Annotated in this window: 19 protein-coding genes; 10 read left to right on the top strand and 9 right to left on the bottom strand. The window is 67.2% G+C overall.

Translation table 11 applies throughout. The annotated features are described in order from the left end of the window. Positions 1 to 12: 12 nt before the first annotated feature. The gene (locus tag ACZYW1_RS05660; RefSeq protein ID WP_463783984.1) at positions 13 to 798 is read left to right on the top strand and encodes a DUF2127 domain-containing protein; all 786 of its coding nucleotides are present in this window, start codon (positions 13 to 15) and stop codon (positions 796 to 798) included. A gap of 6 nt (positions 799 to 804) precedes the next feature. On the opposite strand, the gene ACZYW1_RS05665 is transcribed toward ACZYW1_RS05660, so the two are convergent. Genes ACZYW1_RS05665 through ACZYW1_RS05675 form a run of 3 tightly spaced genes read right to left on the bottom strand, consistent with a single transcriptional unit; the run spans position 805 to position 3,744 of the window. Next, on the bottom strand, positions 805 to 1,974 hold the full coding sequence (locus tag ACZYW1_RS05665) for an acyl-CoA dehydrogenase (protein ID WP_463783985.1): 1,170 nt from the start codon (positions 1,972 to 1,974) through the stop codon (positions 805 to 807). 35 nt (positions 1,975 to 2,009) lie between these two features. After that, positions 2,010 to 2,525, bottom strand: coding sequence for a 5-(carboxyamino)imidazole ribonucleotide mutase (gene purE, locus ACZYW1_RS05670; RefSeq protein WP_463783987.1), 516 nt, complete (start codon positions 2,523 to 2,525; stop codon positions 2,010 to 2,012). Further along, positions 2,518 to 3,744 (bottom strand): 5-(carboxyamino)imidazole ribonucleotide synthase, encoded by a 1,227-nt coding sequence (locus tag ACZYW1_RS05675; protein ID WP_463783989.1) that lies wholly within the window; start codon positions 3,742 to 3,744, stop codon positions 2,518 to 2,520. The genes purE and ACZYW1_RS05675 overlap by 8 nt, the downstream gene beginning before the upstream one ends. Before the next feature lie 88 nt (positions 3,745 to 3,832). On the opposite strand from ACZYW1_RS05675, the gene ACZYW1_RS05680 reads away from it, so the two are divergent. Further along, on the top strand, positions 3,833 to 4,489 hold the full coding sequence (locus ACZYW1_RS05680) for a GtrA family protein (RefSeq protein ID WP_463783991.1): 657 nt from the start codon (positions 3,833 to 3,835) through the stop codon (positions 4,487 to 4,489). Here ACZYW1_RS05680 and ACZYW1_RS05685 read toward each other — a convergent pair. Genes ACZYW1_RS05685 through ACZYW1_RS05700 form a run of 4 tightly spaced genes read right to left on the bottom strand, consistent with a single transcriptional unit; the run spans position 4,444 to position 8,098 of the window. Further along, positions 4,444 to 4,962 (bottom strand): PH domain-containing protein, encoded by a 519-nt coding sequence (locus ACZYW1_RS05685; protein WP_463783994.1) that lies wholly within the window; start codon positions 4,960 to 4,962, stop codon positions 4,444 to 4,446. The two genes, ACZYW1_RS05680 and ACZYW1_RS05685, sit on opposite strands and share 46 nt — an antisense overlap. A 10-nt stretch (positions 4,963 to 4,972) precedes the next feature. Then, positions 4,973 to 5,785, bottom strand: coding sequence for a biotin--[acetyl-CoA-carboxylase] ligase (locus ACZYW1_RS05690; protein WP_463783996.1), 813 nt, complete (start codon positions 5,783 to 5,785; stop codon positions 4,973 to 4,975). Next, positions 5,775 to 6,929 (bottom strand): GGDEF domain-containing protein, encoded by a 1,155-nt coding sequence (locus ACZYW1_RS05695; protein WP_463783998.1) that lies wholly within the window; start codon positions 6,927 to 6,929, stop codon positions 5,775 to 5,777. The genes ACZYW1_RS05690 and ACZYW1_RS05695 overlap by 11 nt, the downstream gene beginning before the upstream one ends. Continuing rightward, on the bottom strand, positions 6,926 to 8,098 hold the full coding sequence (locus ACZYW1_RS05700) for a GGDEF domain-containing protein (protein WP_463784000.1): 1,173 nt from the start codon (positions 8,096 to 8,098) through the stop codon (positions 6,926 to 6,928). Before ACZYW1_RS05700 ends, ACZYW1_RS05695 begins: the two co-directional genes overlap by 4 nt. A 179-nt stretch (positions 8,099 to 8,277) precedes the next feature. Between ACZYW1_RS05700 and ACZYW1_RS05705 the strand changes: the two genes are divergently transcribed. The 8 genes from ACZYW1_RS05705 to ACZYW1_RS05740 all read left to right on the top strand — a co-directional run bounded on the left by ACZYW1_RS05705 (position 8,278) and on the right by ACZYW1_RS05740 (position 15,265). Further along, the gene (locus ACZYW1_RS05705) at positions 8,278 to 9,918 is read left to right on the top strand and encodes an acyl-CoA carboxylase subunit beta (protein ID WP_463784002.1); all 1,641 of its coding nucleotides are present in this window, start codon (positions 8,278 to 8,280) and stop codon (positions 9,916 to 9,918) included. Positions 9,919 to 10,061: 143 nt separating this feature from the next. Further along, positions 10,062 to 10,313: an acyl-CoA carboxylase epsilon subunit gene (locus ACZYW1_RS05710; protein ID WP_463784004.1), complete on the top strand. Its 252-nt coding sequence runs from the start codon at positions 10,062 to 10,064 to the stop codon at positions 10,311 to 10,313. After that, entirely contained in the window at positions 10,310 to 10,951 is a 642-nt protein-coding gene (locus tag ACZYW1_RS05715) for a Maf family protein (protein ID WP_463784006.1), read from the top strand. Before ACZYW1_RS05710 ends, ACZYW1_RS05715 begins: the two co-directional genes overlap by 4 nt. A 58-nt stretch (positions 10,952 to 11,009) precedes the next feature. Continuing rightward, positions 11,010 to 11,900, top strand: a complete 891-nt coding sequence (locus tag ACZYW1_RS05720; RefSeq protein WP_463784008.1) for a sulfurtransferase — start codon at positions 11,010 to 11,012, stop codon at positions 11,898 to 11,900. Beyond that, positions 11,900 to 12,325, top strand: coding sequence for a SufE family protein (locus ACZYW1_RS05725; protein WP_463784010.1), 426 nt, complete (start codon positions 11,900 to 11,902; stop codon positions 12,323 to 12,325). The genes ACZYW1_RS05720 and ACZYW1_RS05725 overlap by 1 nt, the downstream gene beginning before the upstream one ends. Positions 12,326 to 12,428: 103 nt before the next feature. Beyond that, positions 12,429 to 14,231, top strand: coding sequence for an acetyl/propionyl/methylcrotonyl-CoA carboxylase subunit alpha (locus ACZYW1_RS05730; RefSeq protein WP_463784011.1), 1,803 nt, complete (start codon positions 12,429 to 12,431; stop codon positions 14,229 to 14,231). Between the two features lie 15 nt (positions 14,232 to 14,246). Then, positions 14,247 to 14,582, top strand: coding sequence for a hypothetical protein (locus tag ACZYW1_RS05735; protein WP_463787701.1), 336 nt, complete (start codon positions 14,247 to 14,249; stop codon positions 14,580 to 14,582). 230 nt (positions 14,583 to 14,812) lie between these two features. Then, entirely contained in the window at positions 14,813 to 15,265 is a 453-nt protein-coding gene (locus tag ACZYW1_RS05740) for an STAS domain-containing protein (RefSeq protein WP_463784013.1), read from the top strand. Here ACZYW1_RS05740 and ACZYW1_RS05745 read toward each other — a convergent pair. Then, on the bottom strand, positions 15,245 to 16,036 hold the full coding sequence (locus ACZYW1_RS05745; protein WP_463784015.1) for an RNA polymerase sigma factor SigF: 792 nt from the start codon (positions 16,034 to 16,036) through the stop codon (positions 15,245 to 15,247). The two genes, ACZYW1_RS05740 and ACZYW1_RS05745, sit on opposite strands and share 21 nt — an antisense overlap. Continuing rightward, positions 16,033 to 16,452: an ATP-binding protein gene (locus ACZYW1_RS05750; RefSeq protein WP_463784017.1), complete on the bottom strand. Its 420-nt coding sequence runs from the start codon at positions 16,450 to 16,452 to the stop codon at positions 16,033 to 16,035. The genes ACZYW1_RS05745 and ACZYW1_RS05750 overlap by 4 nt, the downstream gene beginning before the upstream one ends. Positions 16,453 to 16,483: the final 31 nt, after the last annotated feature.

Raw genomic sequence — 16,483 nt, forward strand, 5'->3', positions numbered from 1 at the left:
TAGCGTGCCCTCATGGTGGATTTTGCGCTGCGCTCGTGCGGACTGCGCGGACACGCGACATTTGCTCCCGATGAACCCAATCTCCGCGAGCGGCTGACGGTCCAGACGCCCGCCGGGGAGGCCTGGCGCTGCCTGCGCTGCGAGACGTTCGTCGTCGGGCCGCCGCGCAATCATGGTCCGGCGAACACCGCGCCGGAGATTCCGCGCGGCCGGTTCCTGCGGGATCGCACCTTGATGCGCCTACTCGCGGTCGAGCGGGCCTTTCGCGGCCTGATGTTCCTTCTGGTCGCGGCCGGGGTGCTGAAATTCAGCGGCTCGCGCGAACGATTGCAACAGGCCTTGGACAGAGACATTCCGCTGCTGAAGCCGCTGGCCAATCAGATCGGCTGGGACCCGGAGCATTCTAAACTCGTCCACCAGATCTCCCATGCCTTCGCGCTGTCGTCGTCGACGCTGCAGTGGATCGCGATCGGTCTGGCCGGCTACGCGCTGATCGAGCTCATCGAGGCAGTCGGACTCTGGCTGATGAAGCGCTGGGGTGAGTACTTCGCGGTGATCGCGACAAGCGTGTTCCTGCCGCTGGAGATCTACGAGGTGACCGAAAAGGTCACCGCGCTCCGGGCTTTCGCGTTGGTCGTCAACATCGTCGCGGTGGTGTGGCTGCTGTGGAGCAAACGGCTGTTCGGCCTCAACGGCGGCGGCAAGGCCTACCGGGAAGACCACGAGGCGGAGAGCCTGCTCAGCGTCGAGAGCGCGGCGGCGAGCCAGACGGCCGCCGCCGCACCGGCGCAGGCGTAGTCGTCGTCAGCGCAGCAGGGCGCGCGACATCACCACCCGCTGAATCTGGTTGGTGCCCTCGTAGATCTGGGTGATCTTGGCGTCGCGCATGTACCGCTCGACCGGGAAGTCGGTGGTGTAGCCGGCGCCACCGAACAGCTGCACGGCGTCGGTGGTGACTTCCATCGCCACGTCGGAGGCGAAGCACTTCGACGCCGCCGAGATGAAGCCCAGGTTCGACTCACCGCGCTCGGCGCGGGCGGCCGCGCTGTAGACCATCAGCCTGGCGGCTTCGACCTTCATCGCCATGTCGGCGAGCATGAACTGCACACCCTGGAAGTCGCTGACCGACTTGCCGAATTGCTTGCGCTCCTTGGTGTATTCGATCGCGGCGTCGACCGCGCCCTGGGCGATACCCACCGCCTGCGCACCGATGGTCGGACGGGTGTGGTCCAGGGTCGCCAGCGCGGTCTTGAAGCCGGTGCCCGGGTCGCCGATCATCCGGTCGCCGGGAATGCGACAGTTCTCGAAGTACAGCTCGGTGGTCGGCGAACCCTTGATGCCGAGCTTCTTCTCCTTCGGGCCGACGGTGAAGCCTTCGTCGTCGATGTGCACGATGAACGACGAGATGCCGTTGGCGCCCTTGTCGGGATCGGTCACGGCCATCACCGTGTACCAGGATGACTTGCCGCCGTTGGTGATCCACGCCTTGGCGCCGTTGAGGATCCAGTCGTCGCCGTCGGCCTTGGCGCGGGTCTTCATCGACGCGGCGTCGCTGCCGGCCTCGCGCTCACTCAGCGCATACGAGGCCATCAGCCCGTCGTTGGCCAGCGTCGGCAGCACCTGCTTCTTCAGTTCGTCGGAGCCGCGCAGGATCAGGCCCATGGTGCCCAGCTTGTTGACCGCGGGGATGAGCGACGCGGACGCATCGACCCGCGCCACTTCCTCGATCACGATGCACGCGGCCACCGAGTCGGCACCCTGACCGTCGTATTCCTCGGGGACGTGGACGGCGTTGAAGCCCGACGCGTTGAGCGCCTTGAGCGCCTCGTCGGGGAAGCGTGACTGCTCGTCGACCTCCGCGGCGTAGGGGGCGATCTCCTTCTCCGCCAGCGCGCGAATCGCCGACCGCAACTCGTTGTGCTCGTCCGGCAGCTGGAACAGATCGAACGACGAATCTCCGGCCCACTGAGCCATTTCCGGCCTCCTCTTTTCTGTCCCGACCGCGGGTGCTACTCGTCGGTAACTTTACCTTGACGCTGCTGCAGAGCCGAATCCTTGGCCAGCACCGACTCCGCCAACTCCTTCTGAAAAGCCACGATCCGGCTGCGCAGGCCGGGTTCGGCCGCGGCCAGGATGCGCACCGCGAGCAGGCCGGCATTGCGGGCTCCGCCGATCGACACGGTGGCCACCGGCACCCCGGCCGGCATCTGCACGATCGACAGCAGCGAGTCCAAACCGTCCAGCTTGGCCAGCGGCACCGGAACGCCGATCACCGGCAGCGGCGTCGCCGCCGCCACCATTCCAGGCAGATGGGCCGCGCCTCCAGCCCCGGCGATGATCACCTCGATGCCGCGATCGGCGGCCTGCTGGGCGTAGTCCAGCATCCGCTGCGGGGTGCGGTGCGCCGAGTACACCCCGACCTCGTGGGCGATGCCGAACTCGGCCAGCGCGTCGGCGGCGTCGGACATCACCGACCAGTCGCTGTCGCTGCCCATGATCACGCCAACGCGCACAGACTCACTCATCTGAATGCGGATCCCATCCGTCGGTCCACTCCGCTTCTGACAACCAGTGTGCCGCGCGCTCGGCACGCTCACGCAGATTCGGCAGTTCGGCCGGGTCGTTGCCGAGCAGGTTGATGTGGCCGATTTTGCGGCCCGGTCGTTCGTCTTTGCCGTAGAGGTGCACCCGGGCGTCGGGCATCCGGGCGAACAGGTGGTGCAGCCGCTCGTCGATCGTCATCTCGGGTGTGTGCGCGGCGCCGAGCACGTTGGCCATCACGGTCAGCGGGGCGATGGCGTCGGTGGCGCCGAGCGGGTAGTCGAGCACCGCCCGCAGATGCTGCTCGAACTGGCTGGTACGCGAGCCGTCCATGGTCCAGTGCCCGGAGTTGTGCGGGCGCATGGCCAGCTCGTTGACCAGCAATTCGCCGTCGACGGTCTCGAACAGCTCGACGGCCAGCACACCCACGACGCCGAGTTCGGCCGCCAGGCCCAGAGCCAGGCGCTGCGCCGCGGCGCCGACGTCGTCGGGCAGATCCGGGGCCGGCGCGATCACCGTCACGCAGATGCCGTCCCGCTGGACCGTCTCGACCACCGGCCAGGCCGCGCCCTGGCCGAACGGCGACCGCGCCACCAACGCCGACAGCTCGCGACGCATCGCGACCTTCTCCTCGACCAGTACCGGTACGCCGGATTCCAAATATTGACCCGCGATGTCGCGGGCCTCGGCCAGGTCCGCGGCCATCCGCACGCCGCGACCGTCGTAGCCACCGCGCGCCGCCTTCACCACGATGGGGCCACCCACCGACCGGGCGAACGCATCCACATCGTCGACCTGCTCGACGACCGCGTAGCGCGGCACCGGGGAGCCGAGGGCATCCAGCCGGCGCCGCATCACCAGCTTGTCCTGCGCGTGCAACAGCGCCTGCGGCGGCGGCGCCACGTTGACGCCCTCGGCGACGAGCTTTTCCAGCAGCTCAGAGGGCACATGCTCGTGGTCGAAGGTCAGGGCCGCGGCGCCGGCGGCGACCCGGCGCAGCGCATCGAGATCGGTGTGCGCGCCGATCACCACATCAGGGCTCACCTGGGCGGCGGGATCGGCGGGGTCGGCGGCCAGCACCCGCAGGCTCTGACCCAGCGCGATGGCCGCCTGGTGGGTCATCCGGGCGAGTTGGCCGCCACCGACCATGGCGACCTTGGGCGAGGAGTTGGGAGTACTCGTCACGGCAGTCAATGGTGTCATGATCCCCAAGCAGGTGTGAACGGGCCGTTTGCGGGCGCTGCCACAGTCACAGAGCACCCTTAACTAGTAATACGTAGACTGCGACATTGTGTCCTTCGCCGATGCCACCATCGCCCGACTGCCGGGGGTTATCCGCCCCTACGCCGAGCGTCATCATGAGCTGATCAAGTTCGCGATCGTCGGCGCGACGACGTTCGTGATCGACTCGGCGATCTTCTACACGCTGAAGCTGACGATTCTGGAGCCCAAGCCGGTGACGGCCAAGGTCATCTCCGGCATCGTCGCGGTCATCGCGTCCTACATCCTGAATCGGGAGTGGAGCTTCCGCGACCGCGGGGGTCGCGAGCGTCACCACGAGGCGCTGCTGTTCTTCGCGTTCAGCGGGGTCGGCGTGGTGTTGAGCATGGCGCCCCTGTGGGTGTCCAGCTACATGCTTAACCTGCGGGTGCCGGCGGTGTCGTTGACCGCGGAGAACATCGCCGACTTCGTCTCGGCCTACGTCATCGGCAACCTGCTGCAGATGGCGTTCCGCTTCTGGGCGTTCCGGCGCTGGGTGTTCCCGGACTCCTCGGCCCGCAGCGGCGACAAGGCGCTGGAATCGGCACTCACCGCCGGCGGTATCGCCGAGGTGTTCGAGGACGTCGAAGCAGGCGGCAACGTCACGCTGATGCGGGCGTGGCGGACCCGTAAGCGGGCGAATCAGCTCGGGGATTCCTCGGAGCCGAGGGTGTCGAAGACTTCGTGATACAGCAGCGCGTGGACCTGCTCCACGCGCGGAATGTCATGGAACTCCAGCGGATCCTGTGACGCCGACTCGATCACCAGGGTGCCGGTGCGCAGTATCCGGTCGATCAACCGGTGGCGGAATTCCACGCTGTTGATCCGGGCCAGCGGGATGTCGATGCCGCTGCGGCTGAGCACCCCGTGCCGATACATCACCCGCCGGTCGGTGATGACGAAATGTGTTGTCAGCCAGTTCAGGAACGGCCAGACCGTCAGCCAACCGATCAGCACCAGCCAGATGGCGCCGATCACCCAGTACACGACCTGCTTGGCGTTGTGGTCCCAGGCGGTGCCGTTGACCACCGCGCAGCCGAACGATGCCGCCCCGCTGCTGAGGATCAGGACGACGACGGGCCAGAACAGCCGCTTCCAATGCGGATGGCGATGCAGCACCACCTGCTCGTCACCGGCCAGCACGTTGTCGGGGTAGCCCACCTGCGGGACTTTAGACGCTGGGACGCAGGTGCGTGATGTCTCCGGCAGATATCGCCACCGTTTCGGCGCCGGTGTCGACGCACAACCGCCCCGTCTCGTCGACGGATCGAGCGACGCCCACTATTTCCCGGTCACCGGGCATGATGGCCCGCACCCGCGAATTGACGGTCAGGCTGTAGCGCTGGTAGTCGGCGACCAGGCCCGGGTCGGCGCCGCCGGCGGTGCGCCAGCCGTCGATACGCCGCGCGAGCTCACGAAGGACGTTTCGCGCCAACGCGTTTCGATCGGTCGCCGACGATCCGAGCATGAGCAGCGAGGTGGCCGCGGGATCCGGGGCTTCGTCGGCGGTCAGCGTCACGTTGAGGCCGAGGCCGACGACGATCGCCGACGCCGGCGCGGACACCTCCGCGAGGATACCGGCCAGCTTGCCGCCCCCGACCAGGACGTCGTTGGGCCACTTCAGGCCGGCCTCGACACCGATGGCGGCCAGCGCGTCCGCGACCGCGACGCCGACAGCCAAGGTCAGCCAGCCCCATCCGGGCCGGGGAACCGAGGCACCGGCCACCCCCACCGACAGCGCCAGTTGCGTCCCCGCCGGCGCCGACCACCGTCTGCCGTGCCGCCCGCGGCCGGCGTTCTGGTATTCGGCGAGCAACACCGTCCCGTCGATGTCGGTGCCGTCTTCGGCACGCGCCAGCAGATCGGCGTTGGTGGAGCCGGTTTCGGCGACGACGTCGAGTCGACGCCACGGCAGGCCGGGCCCGACCAGCCCGTCACGCAGCGCCGTCGCGTCCAGGGGTGCAGCGAGTGAGTCAAGATCCATCAGAGCCCAATGTCGTTGGCCGGAAGGGAATTTCACCGTCGAGCCTACCGGTTTGCGGGCCACCTACCACGCCGCCCAACGCGATCCGGTTACCGCCATCACGTTTGGCCGCATACATCGCTTCATCGGCGCACGCGTAGATGGGATCAAATCCAGCGACGTCGTCGATCCTGCCGACGGCTACCCCGATGCTGGCGGTGGTTTTCGGCGAGCCCGGGGCTTCGATCGCGGCACGGATGTTTTCTGCGATCGCGGCCGCGTCCTGCAGCGACAGCAGGTCGATGGCGACGAACTCCTCACCGCCGGTTCTGGCGACGAATGCCGACGGACCCACCGCGACGCGGATCCGGTCGGCGGTCCGGGTAATCACGGCGTCACCGATCTTGTGACCGTGGACGTCATTGATCTGCTTGAACCGGTCGAGGTCGATGACGAAGGCAGACAGCGGAACCGACGACGATGTCAGCTTGCCGAACTTCCGAGCGAGATAATTCGAGAGCCCGCGACGGTTGGCCAGGTCGGTAAGCGGATCAGTCAGAGACTCCACCGCGTTGTTGCGCACCAGCCAGAAACCGAATTGCACGAACGGGAAGATGCCGACGGTCACCGTCAGCGCGATGATCGCCTTGGAGATCGCCACCTGCACCGAGTCGACCTGATCCGAGAGCGCCAACCACGTCGCCGCCGCCACGATCGTGACCGTTGCAAAGACCACGTGCACGGCGTTGGCACGTGGGCCGAAGAAGAACACCACGAACGCGCCGGTCATCGCGAACAGCGGAGTAGTACTCAAGGCGGCCAGCGGATTTGCGTGGACGGCGGTGGCGAGGGCGATGCCGATGTCGGCCAGCACGAAAAGGACCGCGGACTGTCGGGCGGTAGGCCACCGAAAAAGCCACCAGTAGGCCGCCCATGCGAACGCGCACGCCGTCATCAGAGCGACCACGACACGGCTGATGGCGATCGGCTGGAGTTGCTCGGACCACAGGCACAGCAGCGAGAGCCCCATCAACAGTCCGCCGGTACCGATGATCAACCTCAAGCCAGCGAGATAACCCCGCGGGCCGAGGAACTCGACCACCCACGCGTAGTCGCCCGGTTCGTCCCACCACTCCCGCAGCAAACGCTTGCCCCCCGACGTCACAGCTCCAGCGACTCCGCGTCGACGTCGCTGAGTTCCTGCGGCCGGAACGGAATCTCGTCGGCCGCCTGCCTGGTTTCCGCGTCGTCACCCGGCCCGGCCAGCGCAATCCTGTTGCCGCCGTTGCGCTTCGCGGCGTACATCGTCTCGTCTGCGCAAGCGTGGATCGCCTCGAATGCCGCCATATTCCCGACGTCGCCGGTGGCGACTCCGATGCTGGCGGTGGCCTGCGGCGTCTCCGGCGCCTCGATGGCTGCGCGCATGCTCTCCGCGATACCCGCCGCGGCCTGCAGGGTCAGTTGGTCGAGAACGACGAACTCTTCACCGCCGGTGCGGGCGACGAACGCCGACGGGCCGACCGCGAGTCGGATCTGCTCGGCCGTCCTTGCGATCACCGCGTCGCCGATCTTGTGGCCGTAGATGTCGTTGATGTTCTTGAACCCGTCCAGGTCGATCACGAACACGCACAACGGCTTCGACGACGAGGCCAGCGTGTCCAGTTTGCGGTCCAGATAGTTTGCCAGTCCGCGGCGATTGGCCAGTTCGGTGAGCGGGTCGGTGAGCGACTCGATCGAGTTGCTGCGGATCAGCCAGAAGCCGAACTGCACGAACGGGAAGATGCCGACGGTGATCGTCAACGCGATCACCGCTTTGGCCAGCGCCACCGCCACCGCGTCGGGGCGGTCCGAAAGCGCCAGCCAGGTCGCGGCGGTCACGATGGTCGTCGCCGCGAACGCCATGTGCACGGCGTTGGCCTTCGGCCCGTAGAAGAACACGATGAACGCGCCGGGCATCGCGAACAGTGGGGTCGTGCTCAGCGCCGCCAGCGGCTCGGCGTGCAGGCCGGTGGCGAGGGCGATGCCGATGTCGGCGCCGGCGAACAGCAACGCCGCCTGCCGGGCGGTCGGCCAGGGTCCGAACCACCAGTAGACCGTCCAGCCGACCGAGTTCACCAACATCCAGATGACGACGCCGTGGGTCAGCCAGTGCGGCCGGATCAGGTCCTCCGACCGCAGACAGATCGTCGCGAGCGCGGTGATCACGCCTCCGAATGCCGCGCTGGCCCGCAGCGAACCGATCAGTCCGCGGCGCCGGTAGAACTCGACCACCCAGTTGTAGTCGCCCGGTTCGTCCCACCACTGACGCAGCAGGCCTGTGCTCTCCGACTTCACCGACGTTCCTCCGGCGCTCATCCCACAGGACGGGCGAGCCCGATGGGACAATCAAGGTGACAAGTGACGAAGGTTACCTTTGCTGGCCCCGGGGACCAACAGTCCGCTCCGGAGGACACGCGACAAACCCCAGTGCTGGGTGCGGGCCGTAATTTAAGGGACCGCTAAGATCTGTCACCATGACGAGCACTTCGGAGACTCCGGTCGAGGCACGCGCAGAGCACGAGATCGACATCCACACCACCGCGGGCAAGCTCGCCGAACTGCGCAAGCGCAGCGAGGAGACCCTGCACCCGGTTGGCGAAGCCGCCGTCGAGCGGGTGCACGAAAAGGGCAAACTGACTGCGCGCGAGCGGATCAACGCCCTGCTGGACGAGGGCTCGTTCGTCGAACTCGACGCCCTGGCCCGCCACCGCAGCACCAACTTCGGCCTGGAGAAGAACCGCCCGCTGGGCGATGGTGTCGTCACCGGGTACGGCACGGTCGACGGCCGCGACGTCTGTGTCTTCAGCCAGGACGCCACCGTGTTCGGCGGCAGCCTCGGCGAGGTCTACGGCGAGAAGATCGTCAAGGTCCAGGAGCTCGCCATCAAGACCGGCCGTCCCCTGATCGGCATCAACGATGGCGCCGGGGCGCGCATCCAGGAGGGTGTCGTCTCGCTCGGCCTCTACAGCCGGATCTTCCGCAACAACATCCTGGCCTCCGGCGTGGTCCCGCAGATCTCGCTGATCATGGGCGCTGCGGCCGGCGGCCATGTCTACTCCCCCGCCCTGACCGACTTCGTCGTCATGGTCGACCAGACCAGCCAGATGTTCATCACCGGCCCGGACGTGATCAAGACCGTTACCGGCGAAGACGTGACGATGGAGGAGTTGGGCGGCGCCCACACCCACATGGCCAAGTCGGGCACCGTGCACTACGTCGCCTCGGGTGAGCAGGACGCTCTGGACTATGTCCGCGATCTGCTCAGCTACCTGCCGCCGAACAACTTCACCGATCCGCCGAAGTTCCCGTTCCCCGTGCCCGAGGGTGCGATCGAGGACAACCTGACCGATGAGGACCTCGAGCTCGACACGCTGATTCCGGACTCGCCCAACCAGCCGTACGACATGCACGAGGTGATCCGGCGCATCCTCGACGACGACGAGTTCCTCGAGATCCAGGAGGGCTACGCCGGAAACATCGTCGTCGGCTTCGGGCGCATCGAAGGCCGGCCGGTGGGAATCGTGGCCAACCAGCCCACCCAGTTCGCCGGCTGCCTGGACATCAACGCCTCGGAGAAGGCCGCCCGCTTCGTGCGGACCTGCGACTGCTTCAACATTCCGGTGGTGATGCTGGTCGACGTGCCGGGCTTCCTGCCGGGAACCGGTCAGGAGTACAACGGCATCATCCGGCGCGGCGCCAAGTTGCTGTACGCCTACGGCGAGGCCACCGTTCCGAAGATCACCGTCATCACCCGCAAGGCCTACGGCGGCGCGTACTGCGTGATGGGGTCCAAGGACATGGGTTGCGACGTCAACGTCGCATGGCCGACCGCCCAGATCGCGGTCATGGGTGCTTCCGGCGCGGTCGGCTTCGTCTACCGCCAGCAGCTCAAGGAAGCCGCCGCCAACGGCGACGACGTCGACGCACTGCGGCTGCAGTTGCAGCAGGAGTACGAGGACACCCTGGTCAATCCGTACATCGCCGCCGAGCGCGGCTACGTGGACGCGGTGATTCCGCCGTCGCACACCCGCGGCTACATCGGGACCGCGCTGCGGTTGCTGGAGCGCAAGATCGCTCAGGTGCCGCCGAAGAAGCACGGGAACATTCCACTGTGAGCCGAGTGAGCGGAACGAACGAAGTGAGTGACGGGAACGAGGCGAACGGTCAGGCCACTGTGAGCCGAGTGAGCGGAACGAACGAAGTGAGTGACGGGAACGAGGCGAACGGTCAGGCCACTGTGAGTGGGAAAGAAGCCGCTGTGACGGGCGAAGAGAACGGCCAGGCTCCGGAGGCCCCGCACGGGCCGCACATCCAGGTGCTCAAGGGCAACCCGACCGATGCCGAAGTCGCGGCGCTGGTGGCCGTGCTGGCCGGTGCTTCCGGCGGCGGCGGCGCGCCGGTCGAGCCGGAGTTCTCGCGCTGGGGACTGCCCGTCGACAAATTGCGCTACGCCATTCACAGCTGGCAGCGGATGTCGCTGGTGCAGCGAACGCACATGCGGGGGCGATGACCCGACTCGTCCTGGGTTCGGCGTCCGAAGGCCGGCGACGGGTGCTCCGACAGGCCGGTGTGGAGCCGACGGTCGTGGTGTCCGGGGTCGACGAGGACGCGATCATCGCGGCGTTGGGCACCGATGCCGCTCCGGGCGACGTGGTTCGTCGCCTCGCCGAAGCCAAGGCCGAGCACGTCGTGACGTTGCTCGAAGCCGCCGTTGTCGCCAATTGCGTTGTGATCGGCTGTGATTCGATGCTCTACATCGACGGTCGACTGGTCGGCAAACCCGCGTCGATCGACGCGGCGCGGCGCGAATGGCAATCCATGGGCGGGCGGTCCGGTCAGCTGCACACCGGCCACTGCCTCATCCGGATGGTCGACGGCGAGGCCCGACGCGCCTCCGAATCATTCGTCACCACAGTGCATTTCGCGACGCCCGCGCCGCAGGACCTGGACGCCTACCTGGCCAGCGGCGAATCATTGGGCGTGGCCGGGGCATTCACGCTGGACGGGCTGGGCGGCTGGTTCGTCGACCGGATCGACGGCGATCCGTCCAACGTCATCGGGCTGAGCCTGCCGCACACCCGGGCACTACTGGCTCGGGTCGGGGTGTCGATCGCCGAACTGTGGGCGGCCAACCCGGTCGCTTCGTGAAATCCCGCGAGCGTCAACGGCGCAGCGCCCGAGGCTAACCGGCGGGTAGGCTCGCGGTGTGCCATTACCAGCAGACCCCAGTCCGACGCTGAGCGCCTACGCCCACCCGGAACGGCTGGTCACCTCCGACTGGCTGGCCGGCAACCTGGGCCGGCCCGGACTCGCCATCGTCGAGTCCGACGAGGATGTCCTGCTCTACGACGTCGGCCACATTCCCGGCGCAGTCAAAATCGACTGGCACACCGACCTCAACGACCCGCGGGTCCGGGACTACATCGACGGCCGTCAATTCGCGGAATTGATGGACCGCAAAGGCATTTCACGCGACGACACCGTGGTGATCTACGGCGACAAGAGCAACTGGTGGGCCGCCTACGCACTGTGGGTCTTCACCCTGTTCGGCCATCCGGACGTCCGGTTGCTCAACGGCGGACGCGACCTGTGGGTCCACGACGGGCGCGACACCACGCTCGACGTGCCCAGCCGGAAGTCGTCGGGCTACCCCGTCGTCGAACGCAACGACGCACCGATCCGCGCCTACAAGGACGACGTGCTCGGCGCCCTGGGCACGGGTCCGCTGATCGACGTGCGCTCCCCCGACGAATACACCGGCAAGCGCACCCACATGCCCGACTACCCCGAGGAAGGTGCGCTGCGCGCCGGCCACATTCCCTCGGCGCAATCGATCCCGTGGGCCAAGGCCGCCGACGACAGCGGCCGTTTCCGCAGCCGGGACGAGTTGGAGAAGCTGTACGGCTTCATCGAGCCGGACGACAAGACGATCGTCTACTGCCGCATCGGCGAGCGGTCCAGCCACACCTGGTTCGTGTTGACGCATCTGCTGGGCATTCCCGGCGTGCGCAACTACGACGGTTCCTGGACCGAGTGGGGCAACGCCGTGCGGGTGCCGATCGTGGCCGGCGACGCGCCGGGGGCCGTCCCCGCCTGATGAGCATGCCCGCACCGCTGGCCGAGGTGGTTTCCGACTTCGCCGAAGTTCAAGGCCAGGACAAGCTCACGTTGCTGCTGGAGTTCGCCAACGAGCTGCCGGCGCTGCCCGCCGATCTCGAAGAAGCCGCGATGGAACCGGTGCCGGAGTGTCAGTCGCCGCTGTTCCTGCACGTCGACGCGGGCGACGCCGCTCGGGTGCGGCTGTACTTCAGCGCGCCGGCCGAGGCTCCCACCACCCGGGGTTTCGCGTCGATCCTGGCCGCCGGCCTCGACGAGCAGCCCGCGGCCGACATTCTCGCGGTGCCTGAGGACTTCTACACCGATCTCGGTCTGGCCGAGTTGATCAGCCCGCTACGGCTGCGCGGTATGTCGGCGATGCTGGCACGAATCAAGCGCCGCCTGCGCGAGTCCGCGGAGAAGTAGACACCGGGTCTCGCCTCTCACGGCGCGCCGCTTAAACTTCCCCCGAAACGACTTGTAAGAATTTCTCTTAGACAACACGACGACGTGCGCACCAGGAGGCGAAGTGGCCAGTCACGCCAGCTCGACGATCTCGAAAGTTCTTGTCGCCAACCGCGGTGAGATCGCGGTGCGGGTCATCCGCGCGGCCAAGGACGCGGGACTGCCCAGCGTGGCGGTGTACGCCGAGCCCGACGCCGACGCCCCCCACGTGAAGCTCGCCGACGAGGCGTTCGCGCTCGGCGGCCAGACGTCCGCCGAGTCCTACCTCGACTTCGGCAAGCTGCTGGAGGCCGCGGAGAAGTCCGGCGCCAACGCGATCCACCCGGGGTACGGCTTCCTCTCCGAGAACGCCGATTTCGCGCAGGCGGTGCTCGACGCCGGGCTGATCTGGATCGGGCCCAGCCCGCAGTCGATCCGCGACCTCGGCGACAAGGTCACCGCGCGCCACATCGCCGCCAAGGCGCAGGCACCGCTGGTGCCGGGCACCCCCGACCCGGTCAAGAACGCCGACGAGGTGGTCGCGTTCGCCAAGGAGTACGGCGTTCCGGTCGCCATCAAGGCAGCGTTCGGCGGCGGTGGCCGCGGCATGAAGGTGGCCCGCACCATCGAGGAGATCCCCGAGCTGTTCGAGTCGGCCACCCGCGAGGCCGTCGCGGCTTTCGGTCGCGGCGAGTGCTTCGTCGAGCGCTACCTGGACAAGCCGCGCCACGTCGAGGCCCAGGTGATCGCTGACACGCACGGCAACGTCGTCGTCGCCGGCACCCGCGACTGCTCGCTGCAGCGCCGCTTCCAGAAGCTGGTCGAAGAGGCTCCGGCCCCGTTCCTGACCGACGCGCAGCGCAAGGAGATCCACGAGTCCGCCAAGCGGATCTGCAAGGAAGCCGGGTACTACGGCGCCGGCACGGTCGAATACCTGGTGGGTCAGGACGGGCTGATCTCCTTCCTCGAGGTCAACACCCGCCTGCAGGTCGAGCACCCGGTGACCGAGGAGACCGCGGGCATCGACCTGGTGCTGCAGCAGTTCAAGATCGCCAACGGCGAGAAACTCGACATCACCGAGGACCCGACTCCCCGCGGTCACGCCATCGAGTTCCGGATCAACGGTGAGGACGCCGGTCGCGGATTCCTGCCGGCCCCCGGCCCGGTGACCCGCTACGACATCCCCACCGGGCCCGGTGTGCGGCTGGACTCCGGCGTGGAGGCCGGCTCGGTCATCGGCGGCCAGTTCGACTCCATGCTGTCCAAGCTGATCGTGTACGGCGCCACCCGCGAAGAGGCGCTCGCACGCTCCCGTCGTGCCCTGGCCGAGTTCCACGTGGAGGGCCTGGCCACCGTCATCCCGTTCCACCGTGCCGTGGTGTCCGACCCGGCGTTCATCGGCGACGACAACGGCTTCACCGTGCACACCCGCTGGATCGAGACCGAGTGGGACAACACCATCGAGCCGTTCACCGGCGGAGAGCCCCTCGACGAGGACGACGCGCTGCCGCGGCAGAAGGTCGTCGTCGAGGTCGGCGGCCGGCGGCTGGAAGTGTCGCTGCCGGGCGACCTGGCCCTGTCGGGCGGTGGCGGTCCCGCCACCGACTCCGTCGGCGCCATCCGTAAGAAGCCGAAGCCGCGCAAGCGCGGTGCCGGCGGCGGCGCAGCGGCATCCGGCGACTCGGTGACGGCCCCGATGCAGGGCACCGTGGTGAAGGTGGCTGTCGAAGAGGGACAAGAGGTTTCGACGGGCGACCTGGTGGTGGTTCTGGAGGCGATGAAGATGGAGAACCCGGTCACCGCTCACAAAGACGGTGTGATCACCGGGCTGGCCGTCGAGGCAGGCGCCGCCATCACCCAGGGCACGGTCATCGCCGAGATCAAGTAGCGCGGGTCGTCGGACATCGACCCGATCGAGATCAACGCCGGGCAGTGGTACCTGCGCGGCCTGCGCGCCGACGATCGCGTCGACGACCGTCCAGCGCTGGCGGAGCTGGGTGTCACCGATCCCGAGCACGTGGCACGCAGCGGCGCCGAGTGGGCGGCGGACTCGCGCTACTCGTGGGCGGTCTGCGAGCCCACCACCGGCGAGTTGCTGGCCGAGGTGACGCTGGATCCGACGACCGGAGAGGTCACCGGCCGAGCGCGTCCCGGGCACGACGACGCGGTCACCGCGGCAGCGGAATCGGTGAGCCGGTTCGCCGCGGCAATCGTTGCGCCGAACGGGAATTCGCGCTGAGCGACCCTGGGGCTTCGCGTCTCTGACCAGGCTTCCTTTGAAAGCTCCTGAGATGTTGAATGCCCACAGTGGCCGGAGTAGTGTCTTATTGAGGTTGAGTTTCCAGCCGCATGGAGTAAGCGTTAATCGACGTAAGGGGAGCTCGGTTCTCCCGATCTCTCCTCGCGCGCGGCACCTGATCCGCTTGACGTGATCCACAGACCGCTTAGTCGACTGATGGAGTCAACCTGATGTTCGTTGCACAACCCACCCCTGTCACACCTGTCCGCGGCACCGACGCGGCACTTCCTCCGCCCGCTTGGGAGAATCACTCCGCCCGCTTCACCGCGGAGTGGGACACCGCCCGCGTGGTGATCACCGCTCATGGTGAGCTCGACGCGTCCAACGCCGCGCAGCTGGCCGATTACTTCGACCTCTGCATCGCTCATTCGACTCCGCTGGTGTTGGATCTGAGCGGGCTGAAATTCTTTGGTACTGCTGGCTTTTCGGCGCTGCACCTGATCAATGTCAAGTGCGCCGGTGCAAATCTGCTCTGGGCGATCGTGCCGAACAAGACGGTGTCGCGGCTACTTCGAATCTGCGACCCCGACCACACGCTGCCGCTGATCACGTCAGTCCACACGCTGCCGGAGGCCAACGACGAGGACCCGGGCCAGAACCGGTTATTCCAGCTCGTCCCGTAGTCGCGCGAGCGACTTCGCCAGCAGACGAGACACGTGCATCTGCGAGATGCCGACCCGCTCGGCGATCTGCGTCTGTGTCATCGAGTCGAAGAACCGCAGGACCAGCACGGTTCGTTCGCGTTCCGGTAGTCCTTCCAGCAGCGGGCGAAGTGCCTCGCGGTTCTCGATGCGCTCCAGACCAGTATCGACATCACCGAGCGTGTCGGCGATCGCACGGGCCTCTTCGTCGCCGCTGCCGCCTCCACTGTCGATGGACAGCGTGTTGTAGGAGCTTCCCGCGACCAGACCCTCGATGACCTCGGTGCGGTCCATCTCGAGCTCCTGGGACAGTTCCGAGGCGGTCGGCGCGCGACCCAGCCGCTGTGACAGATCGGCGGTCGCGGTCCCGAGTCGCAGGTGCAGTTCTTTGAGCCGACGCGGAACCTTGACCGACCAGCTGTTGTCCCGGAAGTGCCGGCGGACCTCACCCATGATGGTGGGCACCGCGAACGAGACGAAGTCGGAACCGGTGTCGACGTCGAACCGGGCTACCGCGTTGACCAATCCGACCCGGGCGACCTGCACTAGGTCGTCGCGCGGCTCACCACGGCCCTCGAAGCGGCGGGCGATGTGATCAGCCAACGGCAGGCAGCGCTCGACGATCTTGTCGCGGTGGCGCTGGAATGCGGCCGAACCGGCGTCGAGAGTTGCCAGCTCACGAAACATGTCGGGAACGTCGGCGTATTCATTGGGACGTTTGGGTTTGGAATCGCCGACAGCTCGCGCTGTCACCTCTGGGAGCCCGCCCGTCGGGTAGTCAGCGTGACACCGAAAACGCCGCTGCCGTTCTTGAACGTCTGAACGTCATCGGCCAGCGACGTCAGGACATGCCAGCTGAAGCTGCCGGGCGTCACGACATCCTCAGTGGCGCACGTCGTCGAAGCCTCGACCACCAATTCGTCGGCATGGGGGTCGATCACGATCTCGAGCGTGGCGCCGGGGACCGCCGAGCGGATCAGCCGGGTACACACCTCGTCGACCGCGAGTCGGAGGTCGGCGACCGCGTCGAAGTCCAAGTCTTCGAAGGTGCCGACCGCGCCGACCAGGGTCCGCAACACCGCAAGGTTGTCCAGGGTTGCCGTCACTCGCAACTCGATGGCGCGGTCCCCGCGTTGCTGGTTCTTCGCGGGCTTCGCAGCAACCGTCATCGGGCCTCCAAGCATAGTTTGACCGACATTA

The sequence above is a fragment of the Mycobacterium sp. IDUB_36 genome (assembly GCF_055419225.1).

Bases quoted from the DNA above. Each gene is read 5' to 3' on its own strand.
- ACZYW1_RS05660 (WP_463783984.1), top strand. From the start codon at position 13: ATGGTGGATTTTGCGCTGCGCTCGTGCGGACTGCGCGGACACGCGACA.
- ACZYW1_RS05665 (WP_463783985.1), bottom strand. From the start codon at position 1,974: ATGGCTCAGTGGGCCGGAGATTCGTCGTTCGATCTGTTCCAGCTGCCG.
- purE (WP_463783987.1), bottom strand. From the start codon at position 2,525: ATGAGTGAGTCTGTGCGCGTTGGCGTGATCATGGGCAGCGACAGCGAC.
- ACZYW1_RS05675 (WP_463783989.1), bottom strand. From the start codon at position 3,744: ATGACACCATTGACTGCCGTGACGAGTACTCCCAACTCCTCGCCCAAG.
- ACZYW1_RS05690 (WP_463783996.1), bottom strand. From the start codon at position 5,785: ATGGATCTTGACTCACTCGCTGCACCCCTGGACGCGACGGCGCTGCGT.
- ACZYW1_RS05705 (WP_463784002.1), top strand. From the start codon at position 8,278: ATGACGAGCACTTCGGAGACTCCGGTCGAGGCACGCGCAGAGCACGAG.
- ACZYW1_RS05715 (WP_463784006.1), top strand. From the start codon at position 10,310: ATGACCCGACTCGTCCTGGGTTCGGCGTCCGAAGGCCGGCGACGGGTG.
- ACZYW1_RS05725 (WP_463784010.1), top strand. From the start codon at position 11,900: ATGAGCATGCCCGCACCGCTGGCCGAGGTGGTTTCCGACTTCGCCGAA.
- ACZYW1_RS05740 (WP_463784013.1), top strand. From the start codon at position 14,813: ATGTTCGTTGCACAACCCACCCCTGTCACACCTGTCCGCGGCACCGAC.
- ACZYW1_RS05750 (WP_463784017.1), bottom strand. From the start codon at position 16,452: ATGACGGTTGCTGCGAAGCCCGCGAAGAACCAGCAACGCGGGGACCGC.